The following is a 24857-nucleotide window of genomic DNA, read 5'->3' on the forward strand; positions in this document are numbered from 1 at the left end:
TATTACGCCCAAAGAGGATCAAACTTAATGATTCGTATATGAGGTTGTCAAGGTGCAAGTGAAAGGATTTCCCTCTCACTTGCTACTGCCACTTTTTTAGAAAATCGCAACCAACTTTTTTATTTTTTCTTCAATTTTTTTCAATCGCTTATCTGCGGCTTGCCGAGTAATACCATATCGTTGGGCTAAACAAGTTGCATTTGGTATTTTCATTTCATAATAGGACAATATAAAATCTCGTTCTGCCGGACTCAGTTTCAATAGAGCTTGGTGTAAATCCTCAAGAAGTAAATTCTGAATAGCTTGTTCCGCAGTATCAACAGATTCATCCACAAACAAATCTGTATCCTGATAACCTTCCTCTGTGCCGTCACGATCTCCCACATGAGAAGCCGGGAATATAGAGCGACTTTTCTCATGTTCCTGGAGATAGCGGCTGTGGCGGTCCTCCTGTTGGTATTTTTCAAAATCTTTGCGAGAACATTCCATGATAATGCGGTCATCTTCATCACGGAACATTTTGACTGTTTCAACAAAAAAGCGCCCAGTAAAGCAACCATTGCGGCGTGCCTTACTGAACGCTGAAAAACTGATTTCCTCCCATTCCTGTGGGCTGTTATTTTTCCAAATGAATACTCTCGTCATATCCTTTCCTCCGTTCAAATTCTTGGTAGTCAGCGAATTTGAACGGTGTCATGGATATTTTGCTATGTACGCCTCCCAGCGCATACCGGCCTCCTAATACCGGGCAAAGAAAAAGGCCGGAAGTGTTTTCACCTCCAGCCATGTTCCTGCCGCCATATTGCAGCAGGAATGAAAAAAGCCCGGTTAATGCCGGGCCTTATGTAGAAAAGTATTCAATTTAGCGCATTCCTGCCACTATAACAAGTATAGCAGGTCGGAAGTCGGAAGGGAGTAGGGATTAGGTCGGGGATTTGTCGGGATTTAGTCGGGATTTAGTCGGGGCAGCTCCTCCAGGACTTCTGGAATAGAATATCCAAACAAGCAAACAGAAAATAAATAGATGGCTTCTCGTTTTCGGTCATAAAAGACACTGCGCTCTATATTTAGTTCTTCCAGCAATTCTTTCTCTGTACTGTTGAACCGATAGATAAATTGCTTAGTCAAAATTTCATAGTAAAGTTCTCCTCGATCCGGATACCGTTTCAGACGAAGGAGTGCACGGTCAATAATATTGACCAGCATTTGATTTTGAACAAGGCAGCAAACTTTTTCTTCAAAGGCTTGCAGTTCAATATCTGGTGCAAAATTTTCAAGATAGCAGAGGCCAGACTCTATATCTTGTTCTCCCATAATCCAAGCAGTTTCTTGTAATTCTTCTGCCCGTTCACTCAGAACCCAGACTACATCACGGTAAATCTTTAGAATCAGCTTACTTCTATGAAACGCAGCGTCGCTGTTAAGCCCCAAAGCTGTTAGCCTGCTGTTACATTTTTGGATTGTTGTGCTTTCTTTTCTCATAGAACATCCCTCCTTGTTCGCAATATTGCGAACATATTAGGTACAAAATAGCATAGCAGCGTGAGAGAGGGCAGTGCCTCTCTCTATTCCCCCATTTGGTTATATCAGGTTTCTGGATTTTAGACGAATCTGCATTGCTTGCTTGGAAACCTCAAAAATATTTGCCATTTCAGCAATGAGCTGTTCATCTGTCCGGCCTATTTTAAGCCGGTAAAAACATTTTTTGATCTGCGGTAAAGGCATCAGCAGAGCAGAAGCCAGAGTATCCGCCTGACGCTCAATTATGCCATGACTTTCGTCGGAAGAAACATTTCCGTTATAAGCAGCAACATCTCCAGTACCGGAGTACAACTTCTTATGTAGTACCCAATGAGCCAGCTCATGGGCACAGGTAAAACGGAGCCGCCCTAATTTTGACGGATCACAAAGCCGTTCATCAATTAAGATTGTACCGGCTCTTACTGCAATCATTCGATACTGTCTCTGTATCTGGTCATATAAGACAACAGCACCGTCATCGAAAATTGTTTCCCCTAATATCTTGGGGTTTTTTCTTAGTGTATGAAACTCCAGGATTAGATCAAACTTTGTCTCGATAATGGTTTCGATTGGCACAGGACATGGTTGCCCGGATAGCAGAGAGGGATCATATTCCATCAGGATTTTTCGCCCTACTGCCTCGATTGCTTCTGTACGGATTTGTGGAATTGACAAAGCTCTCCCCCCTATCGTTTACGCTCCTTTAGCATTTTCATAAATGTCTGCCATTCTTCATCGGTAGCATCTACTTCTTTTGCCACACGCAAGGCTGCCCGAACAATATCTTTTTCCATGATATAGTCTGGCAAATCAGCAGATACTGTATTGCGTGATTTTGCAGCCAGATCCAAAAGCAACTCATGTTCTGATTTATCCAAATTCAGAAAGGCAGAGATGCGTTCCACAAAATCTCCATTGGGTGCAGGACGGCGGCTTTGCTCAATATCACACAGATAACCGTAAGCAATATTCAAATGCTTGGCTGTATCGCGTAAATTGAATTTGTGCGCCTTGCGTTTCTCGGCTATAAATGATCCAAAAGTTATATTGCCCACAGCATTCACCTCTCATTTGTTCGACGAACTGCGAACATCTTGCTTATATTGTATATCGAACATCTGTTCACTTCAAGGATAAAAATTTCATTTGAAAAGAGGTGTTAAAAATCAATAACACCTCTTTTGCGCTATATAAATTCCTGAGCGATTTGCTGCATTTCCGTAATGCACTCTTTGGGAGAGAGAATTTTTATTTTCCCTTTGAATTTGAATATCCAGCCATAAAAAGTTCCACTGGGGTTCACTTCAATTTTGGCTGTGAAGTGTGTATCATCATACCTATCAACAGCAGCATCTTCTCCATAATGATCTATGATTACTCTCATCAATTCGTTTTCACATAGAAGGGTTACTTCCTTCGATGACTCCGATGTAAACATATCAACCATTTTATTTGTATAGGAGGCTACATCAAATCCCTCTATCGGCATAAAGTAAGTTTCCAGATTTTCTACACTTGTTAGCCGATCTACACGGAAGTGAGCAATTTTCTGATGCTTCAGAGAAAATCCAATCAAATAGTAATGGTCATTTTTCCATTCAAGCGCATAAGGATTTACGACATAATAATATCCATCATGCTTTAAGATTTTCTTTTTTTCTTGAGTATATTCATAGTATTGGAACCGAATTTGCTGATGGTTTCCAATCGCTGTTTGGATATTGTCAATGATGTAGTAAACCTTTTCATTATGCGGTTTGACACGGCTGGATAAAGCAGCAAATTTTTGAAGCTGCTTTGCCTGATGTAGACTGGTCAGACGGCATAATTTCTGCACCAGCTCCTCAGACTTCTTGGCAGAAATGATCTTCGAGGATGCTACTGCGTCTGTCAGCATTTTCAGTTCTGGATACTCAAACAGGCGGTTTCCCATAAAATATTGGTTTTGGGTACTCTTAACCACCACAATATCAATCCCCGCATCGATCAGCGCATTGGTATCTGCGTAAACAGTCTGCCGCACTGCCTGAATTCCTTTTCCATTCAGATGGGCAATGATGTCAGATACTGTGGCGGGATGGTTTTCATCGGTCCGCTCATAGAGAAACCGGAGTAATTCCAGTATCCGCATATTTGTTGAATTCTGCATACTTCACCTCCTCGATTCTTAAAATGGCCTATTTTGTATGGTGTCCAGCCCCAAAGACCAGAAGCAGGGCGACAGCACAGAGAAGCAGGCCGATCCAATTTCGATCTATAATCAGCTTGATCACCGCCACAAGCAGAAGTCCGCCTACCAGGAGCACAACGCCATTCATTCAGCGTCCTCCCGAAGCATAGTTTCCCATGTTGATGTCCAGCACCCCTCTGGGCGGCTGGATCAAGGCATCTTCATATTGGCACTTCCACTGGATCTCCCGGCACATCTGGCCATCCGCCACGCCGTCTATGGTTTCCCCATCCTCAATGGGGTTATCATGCTCCAGAATATAGGACGCTGCATTATAGGCGTGGTTTACCACCCAGTTGGGGTCCATGCCGTGGAAGTGGTACTGGAGATCCGGCAAAAACAGGGTGCTCATGCCCACCGTGTCGATGAGCATATCCTCCGTGCCCTCGATGCTGAAGAAACGGACATTGACGCCAAAGCGGATGAACCGATCCGGCCCCTCAATCTGATGGGAGCGCACATCCTCTGCCAGAAACAGCTTGCCGCAGTTCTGGAAATAGAACGCCTCACAGGTGGGGTACAGCTCTGCCAGAGCCTCCAGAAAGTCGGCATCCAGGTTGGCACGCTCCAGCGCTGGAAGCGCCGCAGTCAGCATATCGGTGGCCACCACCTGATATTTGCACTCCCGGAAGATCCGGTCACGGTCCTCCTGGCAGTCCCACATCTGGCTCATCAGAAAGGCATCAAAGCCTTTGCCCTTGAACTTGTCGCATTTCATCACCATCAGCTGTACCGGGCACTTGCCGTCCTGAAATTCCGCGACATGATCCAGGGCGGCAAAGCCGGCCATTTTCTTATCATAACAGAAGCACTCTGTTGATCCGATGTGCTTCTCCATTATGGCAGTCATTTTTTCTTTATCCGGCATTTCTACCGGCTCTTTGAACAGCATCTGAATGAGATAGGGACCTCCGGGCTGGGGGCCTTTTTTGTCGTCCAGATTTTGCTGGAAAGCTTTATTGCTCATTTGGGTTCCTCCTTCTTTTCTGGGAACAGTTTCCACCGAAACTCCAGCTCTTTCTGGACAAACTCTTTCGGCAGGCCGCGGGGGTTGGCGATGAGATACCATACCCGAAAGGTGCGCTTCTTCGGATCTGTTTCCTGCCGGTAGAGCTGATAGCCCGCCTCATCCTCCTGTGTCCACTGTCCTGTCTGCCGCTTGGCCTGCACAAAGGGTTCCACCACCTGGTCCAGTTCCTCTCTGGTGCGGCTTGAGGCCCAGGCTTGATCCACATCATTGGCGTGGGAGAGGTGGAACAACATCGAACCCATCCAGTTCTTTGCCTTGTGTCCAGGCGTTCCGCGCAATTCCGCCTGACGGCGGTACTCCTCCATCTGCTCCGCCGTTCCGTACCGTTCCACCATCTGCTCCCGCACATAGATGAACCAGCTGTAGTCCTCCGCCTCGGTGAAGGGGGCGCAGACCGGCTGTAATGCCTCCACGGGGTCTGCCTCGAAGCGGTCGATGAAGTCGAGGTAGTTGGCTTTGACCAGGGGCAGAAAGGTGTCCAGCAGCCCGGTGTTCAGCCGCAGGTCCTCTGTCAGCATCCGAAAGAATGAACCGCCTGTTGTGGGTTCAATTCTGAAAGAGTAGAGGTAGTCATCTCCCTGCTTTATGATACAGCTGAAGCCCACCTCCACATTCCCATGGCCGATTTCGTAGTCTATGTAATTGTAGCGGCTCCGGTCAAACCAGATCTGATAGGTCAGCCCGTTTTTCATTTTCTTTTTGAAGTCGCCCTTTTTCAGACGCTTCCAGCCCTTTTCCTCCAGGCCCAGGCCGTTCCACAGGTAGTCCAGAAGTTCCTGAATTATATCTGCCGGCCGTTTTTGTTCCACGGTCTCCACCCCCTGACGAATTCTCTTTAATAGTCAAGCAGGATAGGCACCTGCTGCTCCTCGGCAAACCGCATGGCCCGCCAGAACATGGAGAAGGCAAACTTGGCAAGGGATTGAGTGTCATACTGGGTGTGTTCCGGGATGTCTGCCTTGCTGTACTGTCCATCTGAGTCTACGGTTCCGTCTACCGGGTATCCCTCCGTGTCTGCCCAGCCAAGGATAGTGTCCTCATCGGCCTGCCACGCCAGCTGGTTCAGCTTTTCCAGCTCCTTCCGCAGTCCGCCCAAGGTGGCGATAGCGGCGGTGTCATCGGTAGGCAAGGACCCTTGGAACAGAAAGCTGTCAGAAAGAGGGAGCCACCAGGTAGCCCCACGAAACAGGGACCACACCCGCTCCTCATCTGATGCAAGGCGGGCGACCAGAGGATGCTCCCCGAAGATCCAGTCCTTCTCCACGGTGGAAGGCACCGGTTCCTCGTATGTACGACAGGCGGCCACCAGCAGCATAGCGCCGAAGGCATCCCAATCCGGCTTGTCGGTGTAATAAGGTTTCTCATTATCTTCAAGCCAGGGAGCGTAGGGGGGCTGGCCCGGCTGAGAAATGGCGCTCAAGATCTGATCCCGCCAGTTCTCCACCGCCGCCTGGACCTCAGCCGGGGACATTTCTTCCTCGTTATCAGCAGGTTCCCCGTCCGGGGTGATGCGGTTAAAGGTGTATCCGTTTTCCTCCGCCCACTGCTGAACAACAGTTTTCCAGTTGTGAGAATAGTACCGGGTCAGCGGCCCGGCGTAAATATCAAGTCCCATAGCAATGTCTCCTTTTCTGTTATGCAGTCATTCTTTTGCTGGAGCGAACATCTGGTCAATCTTCTCCAGATCGTATTCCAAAATCCAGTCATGAAATTGATGATAGAGAGGCAATAGCAGCTTCTGTGAGCCGCCCAGCACATCCAGCCCACGGTCATCGTACAAATGGTAGAGGAACGGCCCCGGCCCAGCCAGATAGACGCTGGACACAAAGCCGTTCCAGCCGCCGATGTCCCCCAGAATGATTTCCCGAAGAAGCAGCTCTGGTTGAAAGCTGATCTTGCTGAGATCCCAGTAAAACTGCACTTGTGCATGGGTATCCCCATCTTCATCCTGCTCTGTGGCCGAAAGTTGTTCATCGGGAACTGGGAGGCCCACTCGCTGCCGGATAACGGTCAGCAGGGACTCGGCGGGTTCTTCATCGGGATACCCGTCGATCCGCAGAAGGTCCGGCACCGCCGGAAGTGCCCGATAGATCGCGGCGGCTCGGTCCAGCGCCCCCTGAACATAAGCGGGGTTGGTTTTCAGCTTCGCCGCACGCCTATCCAGATAGATTGGTTCCTCCCCGCCGATCTTAAAACGAATGCCCACCGGTGCATGGTAGAACAGAGGGTGTTCCAGCCCAGCCATGCCCAGATCATGTAAAATGTGTTCAAACCGCTTTGCCAGCATGGTATCCCTCCGTTCTCATGTCATTTCATACAGCAGAGCAGCATCGCCCTGCACCAGTTCCAGATGGGAGCGCAGCGTATTAAGCCCGCTTTGCACCGCCTCGGTGGGCAGATCCCAGTCCGGGGCAATTTCAGCGGCCAGCTCCGGGAGATCCTGCTCCCGCAGAGCTGCCAGCAGTTGAGACGCCAGCTCTCCCTCCAGCAGAGCGCAGTCCAGGGTGTCTTCCGTCTGGGGAGCAGGAAAACGGACATCCAGATCCAGTTCGCTCTCACACCAGTCCCAGATGGCCATATAGACCGCGCCGGAGCAGTCACCGTCGGACAACTCCTGCCGCTGGTTATTTTTTATCAGATAAAAGGACGCGATCTGTGACATGGTGGTTCCTCCTAAATGTTATTCGCTTCCATCAGCCCTTCGGCCTGCAACCGGATCACATAGAAAGCCCGCACCCAGTCCAGTTCCTGCTCCATGGAGTCCTCCAAAGCCAGCAGGCGGCGCTTGCCAAGCCTGCGATCCAGAAGGGCAAAGATACGGACAAGGGGATTCTCGCTGACAAGGCTTTTCTCGATGCTCTGGTTGTCAAAGATCCCAAACGCCTCATAGAACACCTTTTGGTCAAAGGTGCCCTGCTCCAGCGCATAGGCATGAGCCTGATTGATGGCCTCTTTTGCGGAGTCGTGATCTTTCAGCGTGGTGGAGCGCAAGTGATGAAATTTCGTCCACACATTTTCAAAATAGGTGTAGTAGTTGCTCCGCAGCACTTCCACGCCGTCCACACGAATGGCGGCCCGGCCCTCATGGTCGGCGCTTTTGCTGTAACTGGTGGCAAAATACTGGATGTGGCCCCGGAGTGCCGGGCACAGGTAGTCATTCTCCAATTTGTTCCGGATTCCACTCCAAGTGGATACTCTACTGTTTGACATAGGTGTTGTTTCCTTTCTGCTGATTCCTACTGCTTTTGGAGATACTCCCGGAAGCATTCGATGAACTCCCGATTCCGCTTAGGGACATCGAACCCCTTCCGATGGGGGAAGAACCCCTCCTGTTCCACATCGTCCAGCAGCTTGGGCAGATTGGAAAACCGGGCAAAGAATGGTAGTGCATAGTCCTGGATCTGCCCGGAAATTTCCTGGATAGAGCGTTCCCGCTCCAGCAGAGTAGATACCTCATAGCGGGGGAAGTCATCATACCGGTGGGTCAGCCGGGCGATGGAGGTACCCACGATACCATCATAGGTTTCCTCCGTCCCTTCCTGCTCACTGCGCCACTGGGCAATCACCGGGGAACTCACATCGAAGAAGGCAGTAAAAGTGGTGGAGCCAAAGCGGATGGAGGGGGAAAAGTAAAAGGAGAACACAAAGATGCCGTCTTTTTTGTAGATGTCATTTTTGCTCTTGCGGTATTTGTAGCCCAGCGGGTTCAAAGGCTCCGCGATCCGCTCACAGGTATAGACGAAGATCTCACGGGGCTTGGTTCCCTTGGGAAAATCCTTCTTCTCCATGTTGCCACCTCAATCAAAATCCATCCAGACCAGGTGTTTTCCGCAGTGGAGGCACTGGAACAGATAGCATTGCAGATGCCCGCCATTGACGGATTCCTGAATCATTTTCTTCTGTTCGTCATCCCACATGGGATCGTCCAACACTTCCTCGAGCACACCCAGCGCCCGCAGTTCTCTGGCACCCACATGGCCCAGGTAGGCGCAGTAGTCGCCACAGTGGGCGCGCCAGTATTCCTGCTGCCAACCGGAGTAGCCGGGAGTTCGGTGGATGAGCTCGTCCAGCTTCTCTGGATCGTCTACACCATTATCCAGAGAGCAATCGTCCTGGAAGCAGCCGTCATATTTCCGGGCTGCTTCGCCGTTGGCGATGCACTCTGGGCACAGATATGCAATATCCTCCACGGCGTAAAAGGGGGCTGTATAGAAAATATGGGTCGTCTTGCCACAGCAGTCGCAGACAACGCCGTCTGCGGATTCCTCAAAAGCCCCAGTTTCCAGAGGGTTTGGGTGATACCGGAAGGCGGGCAGGCCCAGCTGGGCCTGCCGTTCCTTCTCTTTCTGCTTTTCCTCCGGCGTTTTGGGCTTGGGGAGGGCATAATGATTGCCCCAGTTTTCCGCATAGTCCTTCAGCGTGCCCAGCCGCTTGAGGGTCTTTTTATCGGAACGATTTCCGATTTGGCAGAGCAGTTCGTAGGCGTCCTTCTTAAAGTCCAGCAGGTCATATACATCCACCAGCACTTCCTTGGCCTGCTGATCCTCACTCTGCTCAAGTTCTTCCTTGAAGGTATATAGAGCGCGGACATTGTCTGGACCTTCATTGGTCGCAACAAACTGTTTTTTTAGTTCGATATAGGTTTTCTGATATTCTGTCATTGGTCGCACCTCCCATCAATCCCACCAGAAATACCAGACAGTGGACTGCCACAGGACATCTGCCAAGGAGCCAATGCTTCCATCCTCATTCTGATCCAGATCTGGGCAGAAGCCATATTGCTCCACAGCCACTTCCATAGCTCTTTCCTTGGAGATCGGAGTCGGAAGTTCAAACTCCAATTCATCGTGGCTCATGGCGGCAGGGATGGCACCATGCTGCTCGAACCAGTATTTCGCCACTGCCATCAGGTCCGGCGTGTCGGGGCACTCATTCCAATTTCCAAAGGGCAGATAGGCGAAGATCTCCCAGGGGTTCTTGACCGGAATTTTGGCCAGAATGAGCGGATAGGTCATGTGGCTATCCGAATCCCAATAGCAGGAGAAGCGGTCATTGTCATAGCCGCCCTCCATCTCGCCCAGGACTTCCGCCTCCCAGTCCATGTCATCGTCCTCGGCTTCTTCCTTGCGCTGGCCGGTCAATTCCTCCAGAACCGCCTTTCCGTCCTTGATGGGAGCGGAGAGCATCTTCTTTCGATACTCCTCTACTGTTTTGAGGTCAAATTCGTAGAAGTCCGCATTGTGCTCCGGATCGGCGTTCATCACCAGACACTCCAACAGCGTTTCATCATCCGCCTTGATGAGCACGGGAACAAAGCCCTCCCGTACCCCCAGCCGCTGGGCGTAGCTGTATGCCGACATGATGGGGTCATCATCTGCCATGGATGGGAAATAGGTACACTCGCAGTCCAGATACTCCATGATGGCCTGAGCAACCTCGGAAGGCTCCAGCGTGTCCTCGTCGAAGTCCTGTCCCTGCCAGTTTTCAAACCGTTCCCCGATCACCTCTGCCATAGCCTGATAGTAGTCCTCGTCAAAGGGGATGAACAGGTAGGCTTCATCCTGGAACTCATCAGAGTGATACCGCTCCGGGCCGAAGAAGCGGAGGGCGTTGTCGTCAACATCGGCAGGATAGTAGGGGCTGTCGCCCTCTCCGTAGTAATAGCCTGCAAAGGCACGGCCTTGCTGATTGAATAGCACAGAGAACAGACAGCCGTCCAGCTCATCCCGGATAAACTCCCGCAGATCCACACTGGCAGGATCAGCTTTGACCTGTTTGGCCACTTCGCTGTATTCTTTCAGGAAGTCCTCACCCATCAGGTCGTGCTCCATGCACCAGCGCAGGTAGATGGCCATGTGGTTATAAGCGTTGATGGGGTCAATTGGCAGTTCCTTCTCCTCAATGCTCTCGATATGATAGGAGGCATCGTCCATCTCACCGTCAAAATCATCATTGGAAAGGGTGCCACGGGTGATAGCATCCTGACGATCAGGCTCCACCACAAAGCTGATGCCGTTCATTTTGCCCAGCAGGGCGTCCGCGTCATGGGCCAGCTTATATTCCAATTCATCCCGGTAGAGAGGAATCACCTGATAGAAGTTGACCTCCTCGCCACTCGGCAGGATGCAGACCTCGCTGCCATCTTCGGTATCCTGGGGACCAGTCAGAATGGCGGCGCACAGCTTTGTGTCCTTTGCAAAATCCTCCTCATTGTCCATGGTATGGCCGAAGCCCAGCCAGGTATCGCTGGCAATGGGAAGGCGGGCCAAGGATTTCAGCAGGCGGATGGGCCAGTACCACTTTTCGTCTTTCATGGACTCCTGATCCAGCTTCCAGTCCGCAGGCAGGGCAATGGCCAGCTCCGCCCGCTCCAGCTTATATTCCGCCAGTTCCTCCGGCACATTCATCCGGTGAGCGCCCATGCCCATGGTGACCAGGGTGCAGTAGTCCCGCTCCTCAGAGGGCGGCACCACGCAGATGTCCACATGGATGTCGGGAGAAACCAGCTCATGGAACACATTCTCGAACTTGCCGAAATACTGCTCAATGTGCCCCTCGACGGCTTCCATCTCCTCCTCGGTGTAGACTTCGGGATTACTGAATTCTTCCTCATCCTGCGTGTCATCATTGTCTGAGTGGTCGCAGCTGTCATCCTCCGGATCTCCCTTTATAGGCTCGTAACCGATCTTCAGGGTCATCTGTTCCTCCGGCAGGGAGACGCCGGGGCTGCGGGTGATGGTGTGCTTATCGTCCGCAGAAAAACCGATGGTCTCGCCGTCTTGCAGTGTCACATCACACGCCAGCACATAGGAGGCAAGGCTGGCCAAAAAGTCCCGCAGTTCCTCCGGCTCAGCGTCGGTGTTCAACACCTCCATTTCCTCCTTGCCAAACACATCCATGCCGTAGGTGTAGCCGTTTAGGCCCCCCTCGCTCCGGTACAGGCCGAACCAAACCCAGTTGAAGATGGGCAGTTCGTCCTCTTTGAGCATATCGGCAAGGCCCTCATAGAAACGAGGCTCAAATACCACGCCGCTGGTGTAGACACCGGTGGCATATTTCTGCTTGCAGCACACTGCCATCGCCTTAGTGAACAGCTTACCCCGTTCCAGCAGTTTTTCCTCCTCGCCCAATACAGCCACCACGATATGGGCCTTGTGCGCTTTGGCCACCTCTACGGCCTCTGGCCACATATAGTTGTTTTCGGCGTTGATCTCCGCTTCATTGTCCGGGATGTGACCGTGGAAGAGTGTCACGATCAGCATCATGCCGCCGACCCGCATTACCACAGCGTCATCGCTGTTCTCATCATCTTCGTCGCCCTCATCCGGCTCCTCATCTACGATGCCCCATTCTTCCCGTAGATTCCGGATCAACTGCTCCTTGTCCCATTCCGCTTTGGAGAGGAGCACAGACCCGGCAAAGGAACCCTTATGGTCGGTTCCCTCCTCGTCGGCGTCATCCTCAAGATCCTCTACATCTTCATCCGGATCATAGAGGGATTCATGCTCCAGTCCACGGATAAATTCCTCAAAGCTATCTGCCAGATGGGTGATCTTGTAATCATTTTCCTGATCCACATGGACTACCGCAGGCTCTCCCTGGGGACCGCAAGCTCGGTAGTCCAGGAAAATCATATCGTGTCCGGCGCTTGGACAGTCACAGATGGCCACACCGATGGCAGGATACTCCCACTCATCGATCATAAACTGGCTGCCCAGCTCTCCGCAGAGGGAGCAGCTCTTTTCTCGTCCGATGCCGAAAATGCCGGTGATGGCCACATGGTCATCTGCCCAGCAGGTAGGTTCATCGCAGGGATAGCAGGTGTTCACCGGAATGCCGCCGTTGTGCTGCTTCATCAGCCAGATGTAGGCGGCGGGCAGTTTGTAGCCCAGTTCCTCCTCTACGCTGGCGATCAGCTCATCGGAAGGCGGCTCACTGACAAATTCTTTCAGTGCATACCAATTATCATCCCAGAAGTTGGTGAGGTCGAAGCCCTCAAATGGAGTATCACCGGGCACGAATTTGGCCTTCTTCTTCCGGCTGCGCTGGCGTTTCCGAATCTCCGCCTTACACTCCCGAATTACTGCCGGGGCATTTTCATCCTCCGGGTCCAACTCTGCCCACCGCTGAGCGTAGGGAATGGCCTTTTCCTCCTGGCCGTAGAGATACTGATAGCCATAGGCCATCCGCATATTCCACTCCGCCTTGTCCTGGCCTTCCTCCCGGACGGACTCCAGCACCTCGATGGCGCGGCACAGGGCCTTGTCTCCCTTATAGCGAGGGGTGCCCTCGTCATGGTCCCCGATAATGGCGTAGTTTTCTAGCGCCCGTGCCAAGGCGTAGGCGGTGCGATAGTTCCTCCAGTCCTCCGGGATGGCATTCAGTGCCTGGATACAGCGGGTGTACTCGTCTTCGTCGTTCCACTGCTCCAGCTGAGCGAAGAATGCTTCGGCGTTCTGTTGGGTGTAAGGAATATAGTCCATGCCCGTCAGCGTTTCGTCCAACTCGTCATCCTGATTCTCAGTTTCTGTCCCATCATCTTGTTGCTTTAGGGGTACAGAACCGGCTTCACGGCGGAAGGTGTGGAAGATGGCCCATGGGATGTCCGTGCCTTCAAAGAACTCTTTCGCCATGTTCAGCGCCTCTTGGATGTCCCAGGCGATGAAGTCCACATAGCCACAGTAGAGGCCGGTAGCCCCGCCGGTGAGAGTGAGCACTTCCGAACCATCCCCGCCGGTGAGCACTTCCTCCAGTTTGTCCCGGAAGTCGAAAATTTTCTGACTGCCTTCCTCCTCCCGCAGGGTATCCAGGGGATAGCAGAAGAAGCCCGCCACCGCGCCGTCGGCATGGAGATCGTCCATAAAATCATTGTCGGCATTCAGATAGCCGTTGATGAGCGGCACACAGCAGGTGGAACCGGCCATTACATCCAGCCGCCAATCGGCGTCCGGGTCCTGTTTGGGTTCCATTTTGTAACCAAGGTAGCTCTCCAGATAGGCTTCCGGGTCGGTGGAGAGCTCCAGGCCCTGCTCCCGCAGTTTGTCGGGCAGCTGGGACAGGAGGAAGGACGGCTCTGCCTTGGGTTCCTCCAGCACATCAAAGCTGTCTATGTATCTCATGTGGGAGATCTCGCCCAGCACTTGGTCGGTGAGGGTAGTGAGCATCCACCAGGCCCGGCCTTCTTCCTCTTGAAGCTTAGGCAGCAGCTTTTCACAGTAAGCGGAGATGGCGAAGCTGTTTTCACCCTGTTCCTCCAGCCAGATCTGCACATCATCCCCAGAGATATTCCATCCGTCCTCGGTACGCAGGCCGATGTTCGGGAGGGGCTGACGGCCCACAAGGATGTTCCAGTGCTCCAGCACCTCCTTGGAGGCGTGTTTCTGGAAGTAGACCAGCTCAAACAGCTTGACCTTGTCACCCTCCGGAGTGAGGATCAGCTCGTACTTCTCGCCGTTGAAGCCCATCTCGAAGGAGATTTCATCAAAAACCAGATTCAGGGTTTCCTGCATTTGGGCCACGAGTTCTGCGCCGCGGGTATGGTCTTTGTCCTCGTCCATCATCTGGCGCAGCTCTGCTTCCATCTCGGCAAAGGTTTCCCACCAGTCCTCTGTCCTTTCCCGGAAGCACTCCGAGAACTGAGGCAGAGAAATACCCTTCTTGCACGAGTCAATTAGTTCCTCCATGTCCTGTCGGGTGTTGAGCTTCGGATCATCACCGGGATGCAGTTCCAGAGCTTTTTCAAAATGCCGCAGAGCGCGGCCCTCCTGATCCAGATAATAATAGGCATACCCCATACGGAAATTCCAGGAATAAGTATCTCCCAGTTCCTCCTCATGGGACTGCATCAGTTCCAGTGCCTGGTGAAGCAGCTTCCTTCCCTCCGGCTCGCTGGGGTCCGCCAGATTGTTGTAGGCGCGGGCCAGCTCCATATCAATTTCCGGGGTACGCTCCTCGGCGGGGATGGCCTCCAGCGCGTCAACGATTTTCAGGTGTTTGTCCTCCTCATGCCACTTCTGGCACTGCTTCAAAATGTCCATATCAGGGTCCTCCTCGTCCTCATCCGGTTTCCAGTTTTTGATCTGCTGGAACACTCCGTTCTCATCCCGCTCAAAGGCGCAGGGGGCGGGGGTGTTCAGCAGAGGAATGATGTCGGGATCGTCGTTGCAAATTGTGTTCAGCTTGTAAATCCCGGCGTTGTTGGGGTCGTCCATGTACGCCTCGCTCTCGTCACCAGCGGTGAAGCGCCAGCCACTGTCCCAGCCGCCGTCCGGCTTCTCCCTGTAGCAGTAGCCAACCTTGCAGCCCTCCACTGTGATGCGGTTGGTGGCGATACAGCCATCGGCACCCTCCCAGTCGGGGAGCAGATCTTTTACATCTTCCGCCTTTACATGGTAGTTCCGGTTGCGGCCAGAGGCTTCGTACAGCTCCTTCCGCAGCATCTCCACCTGAGAAGCCATATCCGTGATCTCATCCTCGCCCATCATCTCGCTGATGTCGTATTCCAGCGGGGCATGGACAAAGTCCGCCAGGGCCTTGTCCATGGCCTCGTGCTCCTCCGGCGTAGCAGTGATGCGGATACGGCGGGCGGGGGTGTTGTACTCGTCCAGATCCTGAAGGTTTACACTGCCACTGACGCTGCACTCCAGCAGGATGGCGGCCAGGTCGGTGACCACATCAATGGCGAAGTGGAAGTCCATCTCCACGCCGTCCGAATGGGTGAACTCCAGATACTCCACGGTCTGGCGGAAGTCCCAGTTCTGCTTGTCCAGACCAATCTTGGCGAAAATCTCGCTGAGGGGGATCTCCTCTTGTTTCTGATCCTCCAAAAATGCCATAAGGTTCAGGCTGTCGTCCGAGCCTCCGATAAAGTTGCCCCAGTATTTTTTGATATACATGCGTCATGCCTCCTGTTCCGAGATCAGCCGCTTGATGAGCCAGTCCAAATGCTCTGACCACACAGGAGCGATCTCACCGCTGTCCTCGTTCTTCCAAAGATCCACAATCTCACGGATGCCGTCCTCGTCCGGCACCTCGTTTTTGATGTCGGTGAGCTGCCGCAGCAGGAAAGCAAGGGCTTCTTTGGATGCTGTGAAACCGGTGACTTTATCCCATATAGCTTCTTCATAATCGTAGTCCAGCTTGCCATTATCCTTCCATTGGAAATACAGCTCCGCCAGAGCCATCGCAGTATTGTCAAAGAGGAAGTCGATTTGTGAGAAGTCAGCTCCCAGCATGACTTCCTCTTTCATCAGTTCGATCATCTCGCCCAGATCCATTACCGGATGCTCCGGTACATATTCATTTTTGAGGATGTCCAGTACATCCAGCCCTTCGTCACGCTCTAATGCTTTTATGCCCCATGCTCCCATGTCGGCACCTCTCTTTCTTTATTTTGTATCAAGCTTCTATTGTCAATCATGGTTCTCCAGCCGAATGATAGGCCGATAAAAGTCATAATCTCCGTTTAGTTCATTGTCCTCCTGCACTTCCGGCTTACAGTGGGGCGAACAGGGTAGGAAACCGAGAAATGGGCCCAGCCCACCGCAGATATTGCATCCGCCATCGCCGCCACAGGTGGTAAGTCTATCAGCCTGCACCACTTCCCGCATATAGGGATCGTAGGCGATGGACAGGCCGAAGAAGTTGGGTTCCTCCATGTCATAGGGCCGGTTCTCATCCTCATCCATGTCCTCAAACCAGCGCAGACGCATGGAGTAGTCTAACCCATCTCCCCACGGGAACAGGGTCCGACACCCGCCGCCACACAGGTAGGACCACTCGTCCGCCGTAGGCAGCGAAAGCCCCTGCTTTTCCAGCCCGGCAAGAAGCGCATCGTAGTCTGTGCGGTTATAGATGCAGATCTGAAAGCCCTTTTCCGTCCGCTCAATGCGGGCCGACTGATGCAAGGTAAGACTGCTGCTGTCACTCCAGGCAAAATCACGAAATTCCTTCAGCCAGTCAGGGTGGGCGGTCAGCCTGGGATCGTCCATCTTGACTGGCTCCCAGCAGAGTTCCTCCAGCTCCCGGCCCACCAGCATGGGGCCAATGGCCGCCTGCCGAACGGGAGCCATACTTTCCCGGATCATCTCCTCCGGGTTCTGCGGTTCCATTTCCCATTCCCGGAACAGATACTCTAATTCCTCCCGGCTCTCCTGATTCAGTCCCACGGCAAACTGCTCCCAGCCCAGGGTGACGGTATCGCCGGGGACAAAGACGAACTCCCGGCCATCTTTCTTGAAGATGCCGGTGGTGCAGTTCTGGCCCCAGCGGTCAAAGGTATGTAGACCGAGAAAGGTCATATCATAACGAGCAGCCAGGCTTTCCATCAGCGCCTGCTTCTCGGTGGTTTCCATTTGATTAAATTGGGTGCGAAATAGTTTTTCGTTCATAGCAAGTCCTCCTACTTCCCGCTGACCAGGCTGGGCGGTATTTTTCGTTTGCCGCTCCAGAAGATGACCTCCACATGGAGCACTGCCCGGTTTTCATCTGTTCCGATCATACCAGTCGCTCCATTCCTGCTTAATCTCCGAATCGCTCCGCAGCATCCTGGTAAACGGTGATGCTCTTAGCCACTTTCTTTTTCTGGCTGCGGATGCGGAAGTAGTCCCGCAGAACGCACTTCAGTTCCGGGTTTTCCACCTTGCGGGGCAGCAGACTGATGAACATTTCGTCGTAGCTTTCGTACAGAACACCACTCCGGTTGTAACTTTGCCAAGTCACCGTAGGCTTTCGACCTTCAGGGTCTTTGGCCAGATCAAAAAGCCACCGCTCATCCAGCTCCACATAGCGTTCAAACATAAAGGTCGTGTCATAGGACCCGTAGCGGTCATAGCCCCAAAAGATGAACGCAGTCATTCCATCAGGCCCCAGGCGTTCATAGATCCAGTCCTCCGGATAACAGCGGTAATCCAGCATCCCCAGAGCATTGAACAGGTAGATTTCTTTGGGAGTGCCCAGCAGGAGCGAATAGGTTTCATACACCTGTTCCTTGGGCTGGGTGATAATTGCTTTCATAAAGACTGGAATCAGCCAACTGCCGCCATAGCGTTCATATAGTTCATCGGCCAGTGCTTGTAGTCGTGTATCCGGGTTTCGAATCAAGGAGGCGGTCAGAATCAAAGCCGGAATCTTCTCCATTTCCTTTGGCTTTACTTTATAGAGCCCCAGTCCTTGGGAAATGTGCCATGTAGTGCATTTGTCACCATCATAAAAGGGGGTGTGCTTGAGATGGCCGATCCGTTCCGCATTTTCCGCCAGAAAACGGTACACCTCCAACATCTTGGGGGAGGCTTTGCCCAGCATCAAATGAAAACAGAAATTCATCTGTTCCACCTGTCCCTCTTCCAGCGGTTTTGTATCCGCCTCATCCAACAGCAGGGAGAGGGTTTTCAGGATGACTGGGGCAATCTGCTCCGATACACAATCCGAGCAGGCATCCGACATGATATGGCTGCCCATCCATTTGCCCTTGACCAGCTTGGCCCACAGTGGGGCAGCAGGGGCATACTCCAGCTGCGCCAAAGCCTTTTGAGCAGCCGTTTTGCACTTGCCCTTTTCTGTATTCACAAGCTGGAGAAGCAGTTCGCCGTTTGCTTCCTCTTTGCCCAGCGCCAAAATGGCCTGTTCTCGCTTTACACCCTTGGGAGGCAGTTGTTCTAAAGTCATCGTAGTATTCATAGCGTCTCATCCTCGTTCATAAGTTGTCCCTGCACCTCTCTGGGCAGGTCGTTCCACAAAATATCGTATGTAAAATCCCGAATCTCCGGGTAACACTCCCGTGCGGTCTTTTCCGCAATATCTCTATTCAGGTAGTGCATCTCTTGGTGGAAAAACCAGTTGAGTTTTTCCATCAGCCGATAGAGTCGGATCTGTTCTTCTTGGGTCATGGGATTGCTCCTCCTATTTCAACTTCAGCACAAATCCCCAGATACTCACCACAATCAGGAGGACACCCAACAGAAAGAACACCACCCGCCGGTATCCTCTGCTGTGGCGGTGGGCATCCCGCGTACCAGTGGGGTCGCAGAGCCAGTTCCAGTTGCGGATTGCTCCAATTAAAATCACGGCCCCGATGAGCACCGAGGCAATGTACCAATGCTCTTGCAAAAATGCTGTGATCTGTTCGCTGTTCATTCTACTTCCTCCTTACGCAAATACCTGCTGGTATTTCTCTTTTCATACCGTGCGACTTTTTTAGGTCTGCTGGTGCTGCATGGACACGATATGGCAGTCCGGGCAGAATTCCACATAGAGCGTGCCCTCCGCACAGTCAAACACCGTATCCCACTGGATCTGGGCCAGATATTTCATAGGTTTCCCGCAGTGGGGGCAGGTCGTATATTCCGCGTCCTGTACCCAGTTGGCAAAGCCACCCACCGTGTTCACATCCTGGCAGGCCGCACCGTAAAACAGGGGCACGGGCGCTTCGCCCAGCACAAAGGGATTTTCCGTGAGGGCCTTGTAGTCCTCGGGACTGACATAGCAATCCGTTTTCTCCGCCCCGTCAAAGAGCTCGGAGGGAAAGACTTCCACGCCGCCATCCAGGGTAAAACTGTTAAAGGCTGGACCTTTCAAGAATCCCACACAGTTGGGGCAGCAGGTGGCAGTCAGAATACCATCCAACCCCAGAAATTTCAGCCGCTCATCCCGGCCATCCAGCACCAGCATGTCCACCATGCGTCCGCCACAGTGGGGGCATGTGTCCTCCCGTGCCCGGCCAATGCGGACGGGAGATTTCTCGCTGGTGGTTCCTTTGACCATAGGATAGCAGGTATCGAAGTTGAGCTGGATTTTCTGGCCCTCCTTGTCGAAGGTCCAGCCTCCGATCTGCGCATAGCTGGATGGGTCTACATAGAGGCCCTTGCGCCAGGGCCGGGGATTTCGCTCCAGCTCCAGCAGAGTCTCCATTGCCTTGTCATCTCCTTGCATAGCAAGGCAACTCATCAGGTTGGAGGCCGCGCTGGAATATTCTGCGGACAACAGCGCATGGATCAGACCATCCCGCACATCGGCGGGAGCATGATAATAGATCTCACAGGGCCAGAACACCTCTGCGGCCAGTGCCACTCGCTGAATCTCCGGGGTGATGGCATCATGGTAGCCAAGCAGCTGCCAAAAGTCGGCGAACTCTGGGTCCTCCATATCAGCCAGCCTCTGGATGTTCTGTATCAAGTTTCTTTGTTTTTCGACAATTTGTTCCGGCATCCAGGCCAGAGCAGCTTGCCGTTCTTGCTCGCACTTACATTTCCAACACAATCCCTCATAACCCAATGGGGTTCCACAGCTGGGGCAGGTATATTTCAGACTCATGTTCTCATACTCCTTTCAGGCAATAAAAAAGCCCCACGCCGCACTGTCATAAAGACAGGCTGACGCAGGACATGAAGAAGCCGCGTTGAAGGAGCCGCATCCACCAGCAGATGTAGTTTCTTCAACAACCAAAATATTTTTTTCGTATCTTAAAGCAGCAAATTGCTGTCCAATATATTTGTTCATAGCGGCACCATTTATTCTGAGCGTAGTTTTATATCTTATTATATCACAGCACCCCTTCAATGAAAATATTTTGTTGGAAATGCTAATGAAAAATTTTTGTGAATTTGTTAAGGCGCAGGGGCTGTTATCTCCATAGTGTCTGGATGGATCAGAGTGATTACTTTTCCCTGATGTAAGGCATAGTTGACTGTCTGTGCTGTGCCTGAACGCAGCTTTTTCTGATTATCAAACACACCGATGAGGTACTCTGCATGATCGACCATATAGTAATTCCTTTTTTTATAACTGGAAACATCCGCAGAATGTGAAATAACAATGGAATCGTTTGCGTTTTGGATCAGCTTTTTCAATCTATGTCTACTCTGATCCGGCCATTTAGAGTCATAACCGATGAAGGGAACTACAACGACAATTTTAATATCTTCGTATCCCGTTTGTGCCCTCAATGTCAGCAGCTGTTCTCCAGCCCACATATCCACACCAAGAGCACCGCCGACAAAAAAAGTACGGACAAATTTCTCGTCATGAAGTATCCGAAACTGCTCCAGGAGACATTCTTTTAATTTTTGGCATAGGGGATCTTCCTCATTATATCCAAAGCAAAATCTTGTTGGTCGGTGGCCGGTAATGGCGCAGGCATACTGATTCATATAAATCACCCTTGATAACTGCCTTGATTACGCATATAAAGCAAAAATAACGCAAATAATAATGCGTATAAAGGTTGTATTATAAAATTATAACACAACACATACGAAGTATCAAGAATTGCTTTCTGCTATGCTAAAAGAGCAGAGAGGTGAGCGTATGGACGAAGAATTTATCCGCAATCGAATCACAGAATTACGATTGAAAAAAGGCGTTTCAGAATATCAGATGAGCATGGAGTTAGGGCAGAACAGAAGCTATATTCAGGCGATTTCTTCTGGGCGTTCTATGCCGTCTATGAAGCAGTTTCTCAACATCTGTGAATATTTTGAAATCACACCGCTTCAATTTTTTGATGCACAGGAAAATAACCCTCAGCTTATCAAGAAGGCTTTGGACGGAATGAGAAAGATGTCAGATGACGATCTGATTATGCTGATTGGTTTTATAAGTCGCTTAAACACAGAAAACTAACGATAGGAGGCAGTAAATGTCCCGTCGTTAGTTTTTTATTTTATGCGCAGCATATTGTGGCAAGCAATGCTTGTGGCTATCCATTTCGCCACAAACTGCTTGTTGAGGGCAGTGCCCCCAAGCCCCTTTGAACACAGAATTTCATTCTGTGGCTGCGCGTTCTACGAACGCTTTTGACCAGGACCAGCTTATCGCTGGCCGTGGTCTTTTTCTTTTTCAACATCCTGTTCTACCTCCATTTTCAGCACTCGATCCACATTGGCCTTTGCCGTTAAAAGCTCCCGCATTTCCTCACGGGAACGCCGGTACTCGGTATAGGTCTTTTTCTTTTCTTCCAGCAATTTCGCGTACTCCGTCTGTAACTCTTTGACCTTGGGCAGCTTCTTGACGCCCATCTCATCAAAGGCATTCTTAGCAGCCTGGTGGAGCAGAATTTCTTCCTCATGTTCCTCCCGGAATTTCTTAGAGTAGCCTGCCTTGCGGTATGCCACATAGACCTCACGGGTCTTGGCATAATTTACAATGTGAGTACGCAGAACAGCAATCTCTGCCATGCGCTTTTCAGCCGCTTTGATCTGCGCCGAAAGCTCATTGTGATGTGCCGTGGCAGCCGCAGCCTTTTCTTCCAAAACCGCATACTCCAGCAGGTTATTCTCTGACAAGTAATTCATGGTCTGCGCCATCTGCTTGAGGTTGAACACCTTGGCCCATCGAGCATAGCCAGCACCTTTTCCAGCCTGCAATTTTGCCTGAATGTCCACCAGCAGATTGACCTTCTGCGTCTCTGCCTGTGTAACTATTTTCTTTCGTGGGGTATGCGTTTTCTTCCCGGAGAGAACCGCCTGCAAATCATCTAATCCATATCCTTCGCCCAGGCTGTCCATTCGGGCGGCTTTCTCCCAGCCGGGGAGTTTCAAACGATACGATTTTCCGCGCTTTGATACTTCACAGCCGGACTCTTGCAGCAGCTTTAGCAGTTCCTCAAAATTAGCAGGACTTTGTGATAATGCGTTGTCAATCGCTACACGCAGCAGCTCTCGGTGAGAGGGCTTTGCCTGATCGCCCAGCCACTTGTTATAGCTCTTTCCGTGAGGTTTCGGATTCTCCACAATGGACAGTCCGTTTTCGACGCAGATGGTGTCACTTAACTGTCGGACTGCCTTGGTGCTGCCCCAAAAGTTTCGGAATTTCCGGTCATATTCTAAGCTGACCGATGACCAGATAATGTGATTGTGAATGTGCGACTTGTCTATGTGGGTGCAGACCACAAAGGCATGATTGCCCTTGGTAAAACGCTTGGCAAATTCTACGCCCAGCCGGTTTGCTTCTTCCGAAGTGATCTCTCCGGGGCGGAAGGACTGGCGCACATGATAGGCAATCACATCATCCGCACCGCGCACTCGTCCGGTCGTGGCAAGGTACTGCCGCTTTGCCAGAAGGAACTCTGCATCCGCAGTCCTGCTGTCACACGCATAGCCGGTAATAAGCCTGCCGCTATCTGTTTTTTTGGGATTGGCCACATAGTCGATGATGTCACTGATCGCCCGACTTTCTGTGCGGCCCTTGCCGACATGAAGCGGCATGATTCTCGTGGTTGCCATAGGTCAGACCTCCTTCCCGAAAAGAAAACGGCCTGCCATAGCAGACCGCTTTCACTATTCTATAAAACTTTCTTCATCGAAAAAATTGAACTCATCATCTTCTAAGTGTCTTGGTGGAAATCTCATTTCATATTGCTCTTGCGCCAATGCACGGACATCAGGCCGCCTATCCTTTAGTCGATTTTTCAGCCAGGACAACTGCTCTTTCGATAGCCTCCATGGAAGATTCAAAAGACGATTCAGTGTCATCAGTTCAGCCTGCTTTTCTGCTGGTAGCGAAGCACAGGATTTACAAATGTGGGATGCATGACCTTTGCCTGAAAATTTTTCGTTGGCTTTGTATTCACCACAAACTTTACAATAGTGTCCATGCTTTTTCATAAGCTGATGCCCTTCTCGCAAAGAACATATAACCTGCGAATTGCTTTCATAATCACATCCCATTCCAAATCAGAAGCATAAGAAAACTTTTTACGGTATGCCTCCCAAAGTTTTTGCATAACCGAATCATTTTCCACTTCGTCAAAAACTTCTTCAGCCTGGTTAAGATACTTCTCCGATCCCCGTTTATGAGCAGTTGCCAGAAGCGCATCATGTAAAATTTTCGGGTTCAGCGTGGTTCCATGCAGCTGTTCTAAAATGTAAATATCGTAGAAATCTCTCATGCGGGTATTGGTTGTGGTTCTGGTAATAATGGTTTCCAGTTTTTCTGCCAGCACAGTTTCTAAATTATAAGCCCAAATATCAATGGAGCGATCTTCCAGCATAAGTTTGAATGAATACCGAACCTCTCTTGGAGTGATTGCATCTCCCGTAGAAATATCAATTTTCAAAGGGGTCACTACACCATCGAATGTTGTACTCATGCTGACACGAATCCCCGGATACTCTGCTTCATCCATAATCTCCGAAATACTTTTCAGCTGAAATTTAACACCATCATCAATCGGAACAGTTACGATTGATGAAATTAGATTCTCAATATCCTCCACATTAACATTAGCTCCCTTTATGGTTGCATCCAAATCCATCGTAGAGCGGGCATCCAATCCAACCATAGCCGCTACCAACATACCACCCTTCAAGATAAACTTATCACGATACTCAGAAAGAGAAATACGCTCCAAAAAACGCTCCATCATGTAGTTCCTCATTAAAATCTGAGCATCTGCGGATTTTTCTCTGGAAAGGTTTCGTATTAAATCTTTAAGCTGCCTTGCTGTTTTTATCATAAAAGTACCTCCAAATACTGTCGTAAAATTTTTTCCACCTTGAACATCCCGGCATATTGCATTAAAGCTCGCAGGTTCTTATCTTTTCTACGGGCATACGCTTTCAGTGCTCCCTGAAAGGTCTGAATTTCAATTCTGCTACGGCTTCTGAGCAAATCACAGATCGTTCGCTCCATATCATAAACCGGCACAGTATGCCCGAACGGAGTTTTCGCTGTTGTAAGTCCTACATCATGTAAGTCTGCTTTAATCGTAAAAACTTGAATGCCTTCTGCTTTCATTTTGCTTGGATTGCATCCAGTTTTGACCGTAACTGTATATTCTATTGGTTCACGGTCTGTCAGATCGTGAAAAAATAAAGCTGTTTCATGTGAAAATACTGCTTGTTCAAATCGCAAATGAAGCAGATACATGGCATCCACCCAGGAATCTTTGGACAGATAAATCCCATGTGCAACTCTATCCAAATCTCGTGAACGCACATAATCATAAAATACCGGCTTTGAAATTCCAGAGGATACGACCTGTGATGTTCGCAGCATTCCTTCTTGTGCTGTTAGCATCTGATCCAGCTGTTCAAATTGTCCCATCATGTCACTTCCTTTCGTACTAATATTATATTCAAT

28 protein-coding genes are annotated in these 24857 nt (G+C 50.8%); 1 reads left to right on the plus strand and 27 read right to left on the minus strand.

Annotation, left to right across the window (positions count from 1 at the left end; genetic code table 11):
• Positions 1–96 precede the first annotated feature (96 nt).
• From DXC57_RS04485 to DXC57_RS04580, 23 genes are all read right to left on the minus strand, one after another.
• The gene (locus tag DXC57_RS04485) at positions 97–645 is read right to left on the minus strand and encodes a sigma-70 family RNA polymerase sigma factor (protein WP_006059623.1); all 549 of its coding nucleotides are present in this window, start codon (positions 643–645) and stop codon (positions 97–99) included.
• A 300-nt stretch (positions 646–945) separates the two neighbouring features.
• Positions 946–1482 carry a hypothetical protein gene (locus DXC57_RS04490; RefSeq protein WP_002592913.1) on the minus strand — a complete coding sequence of 179 codons (537 nt, stop codon included), beginning with the start codon at positions 1480–1482 and terminating at the stop codon, positions 946–948.
• Positions 1483–1581: 99 nt separating this feature from the next.
• Positions 1582–2196, minus strand: a complete 615-nt coding sequence (locus DXC57_RS04495; protein ID WP_002592912.1) for an ImmA/IrrE family metallo-endopeptidase — start codon at positions 2194–2196, stop codon at positions 1582–1584.
• 11 nt (positions 2197–2207) lie between these two features.
• The gene (locus DXC57_RS04500) at positions 2208–2576 is read right to left on the minus strand and encodes a helix-turn-helix transcriptional regulator (RefSeq protein WP_002569119.1); all 369 of its coding nucleotides are present in this window, start codon (positions 2574–2576) and stop codon (positions 2208–2210) included.
• 131 nt (positions 2577–2707) lie between these two features.
• A complete protein-coding gene (locus DXC57_RS04505; protein ID WP_006773000.1) occupies positions 2708–3670 on the minus strand; it encodes a WYL domain-containing protein in 963 nt (320 codons plus the stop codon).
• A gap of 28 nt (positions 3671–3698) precedes the next feature.
• Positions 3699–3839 (minus strand): hypothetical protein, encoded by a 141-nt coding sequence (locus DXC57_RS15420; RefSeq protein ID WP_006059618.1) that lies wholly within the window; start codon positions 3837–3839, stop codon positions 3699–3701.
• Positions 3840–4718 carry a DUF4261 domain-containing protein gene (locus tag DXC57_RS04510; RefSeq protein WP_118651388.1) on the minus strand — a complete coding sequence of 293 codons (879 nt, stop codon included), beginning with the start codon at positions 4716–4718 and terminating at the stop codon, positions 3840–3842. It abuts the gene before it with no gap.
• Positions 4715–5590: a hypothetical protein gene (locus tag DXC57_RS04515; RefSeq protein ID WP_007862356.1), complete on the minus strand. Its 876-nt coding sequence runs from the start codon at positions 5588–5590 to the stop codon at positions 4715–4717. The genes DXC57_RS04510 and DXC57_RS04515 overlap by 4 nt, the downstream gene beginning before the upstream one ends.
• Positions 5591–5616: 26 nt before the next feature.
• Positions 5617–6396: a hypothetical protein gene (locus tag DXC57_RS04520; RefSeq protein WP_117552761.1), complete on the minus strand. Its 780-nt coding sequence runs from the start codon at positions 6394–6396 to the stop codon at positions 5617–5619.
• A 27-nt stretch (positions 6397–6423) separates the two neighbouring features.
• On the minus strand, positions 6424–7068 hold the full coding sequence (locus tag DXC57_RS04525; protein ID WP_008723402.1) for a DUF3885 domain-containing protein: 645 nt from the start codon (positions 7066–7068) through the stop codon (positions 6424–6426).
• A gap of 15 nt (positions 7069–7083) precedes the next feature.
• Positions 7084–7443, minus strand: a complete 360-nt coding sequence (locus tag DXC57_RS04530) for a hypothetical protein (protein ID WP_006059613.1) — start codon at positions 7441–7443, stop codon at positions 7084–7086.
• 11 nt (positions 7444–7454) lie between these two features.
• The gene (locus tag DXC57_RS04535) at positions 7455–7991 is read right to left on the minus strand and encodes a hypothetical protein (protein WP_006059612.1); all 537 of its coding nucleotides are present in this window, start codon (positions 7989–7991) and stop codon (positions 7455–7457) included.
• A 26-nt stretch (positions 7992–8017) separates the two neighbouring features.
• Positions 8018–8569 carry a DUF4304 domain-containing protein gene (locus DXC57_RS04540; protein WP_006059611.1) on the minus strand — a complete coding sequence of 184 codons (552 nt, stop codon included), beginning with the start codon at positions 8567–8569 and terminating at the stop codon, positions 8018–8020.
• Positions 8570–8578: 9 nt separating this feature from the next.
• Complete coding sequence (locus DXC57_RS04545; protein ID WP_117552760.1) at positions 8579–9442, minus strand: CbrC family protein; 864 nt, start codon at positions 9440–9442, stop codon at positions 8579–8581.
• A 15-nt stretch (positions 9443–9457) separates the two neighbouring features.
• Positions 9458–15676 (minus strand): DUF2185 domain-containing protein, encoded by a 6219-nt coding sequence (locus DXC57_RS04550; protein WP_243101285.1) that lies wholly within the window; start codon positions 15674–15676, stop codon positions 9458–9460.
• 3 nt (positions 15677–15679) lie between these two features.
• Entirely contained in the window at positions 15680–16150 is a 471-nt protein-coding gene (locus DXC57_RS15640; protein ID WP_006059608.1) for a DUF4259 domain-containing protein, read from the minus strand.
• A gap of 42 nt (positions 16151–16192) precedes the next feature.
• On the minus strand, positions 16193–17170 hold the full coding sequence (locus DXC57_RS04555) for a hypothetical protein (protein WP_024724969.1): 978 nt from the start codon (positions 17168–17170) through the stop codon (positions 16193–16195).
• Between the two features lie 130 nt (positions 17171–17300).
• Complete coding sequence (locus tag DXC57_RS04560) at positions 17301–18458, minus strand: hypothetical protein (protein WP_024724970.1); 1158 nt, start codon at positions 18456–18458, stop codon at positions 17301–17303.
• The gene (locus DXC57_RS04565; protein ID WP_008982527.1) at positions 18455–18667 is read right to left on the minus strand and encodes a hypothetical protein; all 213 of its coding nucleotides are present in this window, start codon (positions 18665–18667) and stop codon (positions 18455–18457) included. Before DXC57_RS04565 ends, DXC57_RS04560 begins: the two co-directional genes overlap by 4 nt.
• Before the next feature lie 13 nt (positions 18668–18680).
• Positions 18681–18914, minus strand: coding sequence for an immunity 17 family protein (locus tag DXC57_RS04570; protein WP_002576934.1), 234 nt, complete (start codon positions 18912–18914; stop codon positions 18681–18683).
• Between the two features lie 60 nt (positions 18915–18974).
• Positions 18975–20090, minus strand: coding sequence for a hypothetical protein (locus tag DXC57_RS04575; protein WP_024724971.1), 1116 nt, complete (start codon positions 20088–20090; stop codon positions 18975–18977).
• Between the two features lie 15 nt (positions 20091–20105).
• The gene (locus tag DXC57_RS15425) at positions 20106–20276 is read right to left on the minus strand and encodes a hypothetical protein (protein WP_008723379.1); all 171 of its coding nucleotides are present in this window, start codon (positions 20274–20276) and stop codon (positions 20106–20108) included.
• Positions 20277–20383: 107 nt separating this feature from the next.
• On the minus strand, positions 20384–20926 hold the full coding sequence (locus tag DXC57_RS04580; RefSeq protein ID WP_006059597.1) for an SLOG family protein: 543 nt from the start codon (positions 20924–20926) through the stop codon (positions 20384–20386).
• Positions 20927–21083: 157 nt separating this feature from the next.
• Here DXC57_RS04580 and DXC57_RS04585 point away from each other — a divergent pair, with 157 nt between their 5' ends.
• Positions 21084–21398, plus strand: coding sequence for a helix-turn-helix transcriptional regulator (locus tag DXC57_RS04585; RefSeq protein WP_002576937.1), 315 nt, complete (start codon positions 21084–21086; stop codon positions 21396–21398).
• 188 nt (positions 21399–21586) lie between these two features.
• Here the strand turns inward: DXC57_RS04585 and DXC57_RS04590 are convergent, their stop codons facing one another.
• Genes DXC57_RS04590 through DXC57_RS04605 form a run of 4 tightly spaced genes read right to left on the minus strand, consistent with a single transcriptional unit; the run spans position 21587 to position 24824 of the window.
• A complete protein-coding gene (locus tag DXC57_RS04590; RefSeq protein WP_118651390.1) occupies positions 21587–22999 on the minus strand; it encodes a relaxase/mobilization nuclease domain-containing protein in 1413 nt (470 codons plus the stop codon).
• A 54-nt stretch (positions 23000–23053) separates the two neighbouring features.
• Positions 23054–23380 carry a hypothetical protein gene (locus DXC57_RS04595; RefSeq protein ID WP_006773027.1) on the minus strand — a complete coding sequence of 109 codons (327 nt, stop codon included), beginning with the start codon at positions 23378–23380 and terminating at the stop codon, positions 23054–23056.
• On the minus strand, positions 23377–24231 hold the full coding sequence (locus DXC57_RS04600) for a nucleotidyl transferase AbiEii/AbiGii toxin family protein (protein ID WP_002595844.1): 855 nt from the start codon (positions 24229–24231) through the stop codon (positions 23377–23379). The genes DXC57_RS04595 and DXC57_RS04600 overlap by 4 nt, the downstream gene beginning before the upstream one ends.
• Positions 24228–24824 carry a type IV toxin-antitoxin system AbiEi family antitoxin domain-containing protein gene (locus DXC57_RS04605; protein ID WP_002595843.1) on the minus strand — a complete coding sequence of 199 codons (597 nt, stop codon included), beginning with the start codon at positions 24822–24824 and terminating at the stop codon, positions 24228–24230. The genes DXC57_RS04600 and DXC57_RS04605 overlap by 4 nt, the downstream gene beginning before the upstream one ends.
• Positions 24825–24857 lie beyond the last annotated feature (33 nt).

Source organism: Clostridium sp. TF06-15AC (assembly GCF_003481165.1).
GTDB classification, from domain to species: Bacteria; Bacillota; Clostridia; order Lachnospirales; family Lachnospiraceae; genus Otoolea; species Otoolea fessa.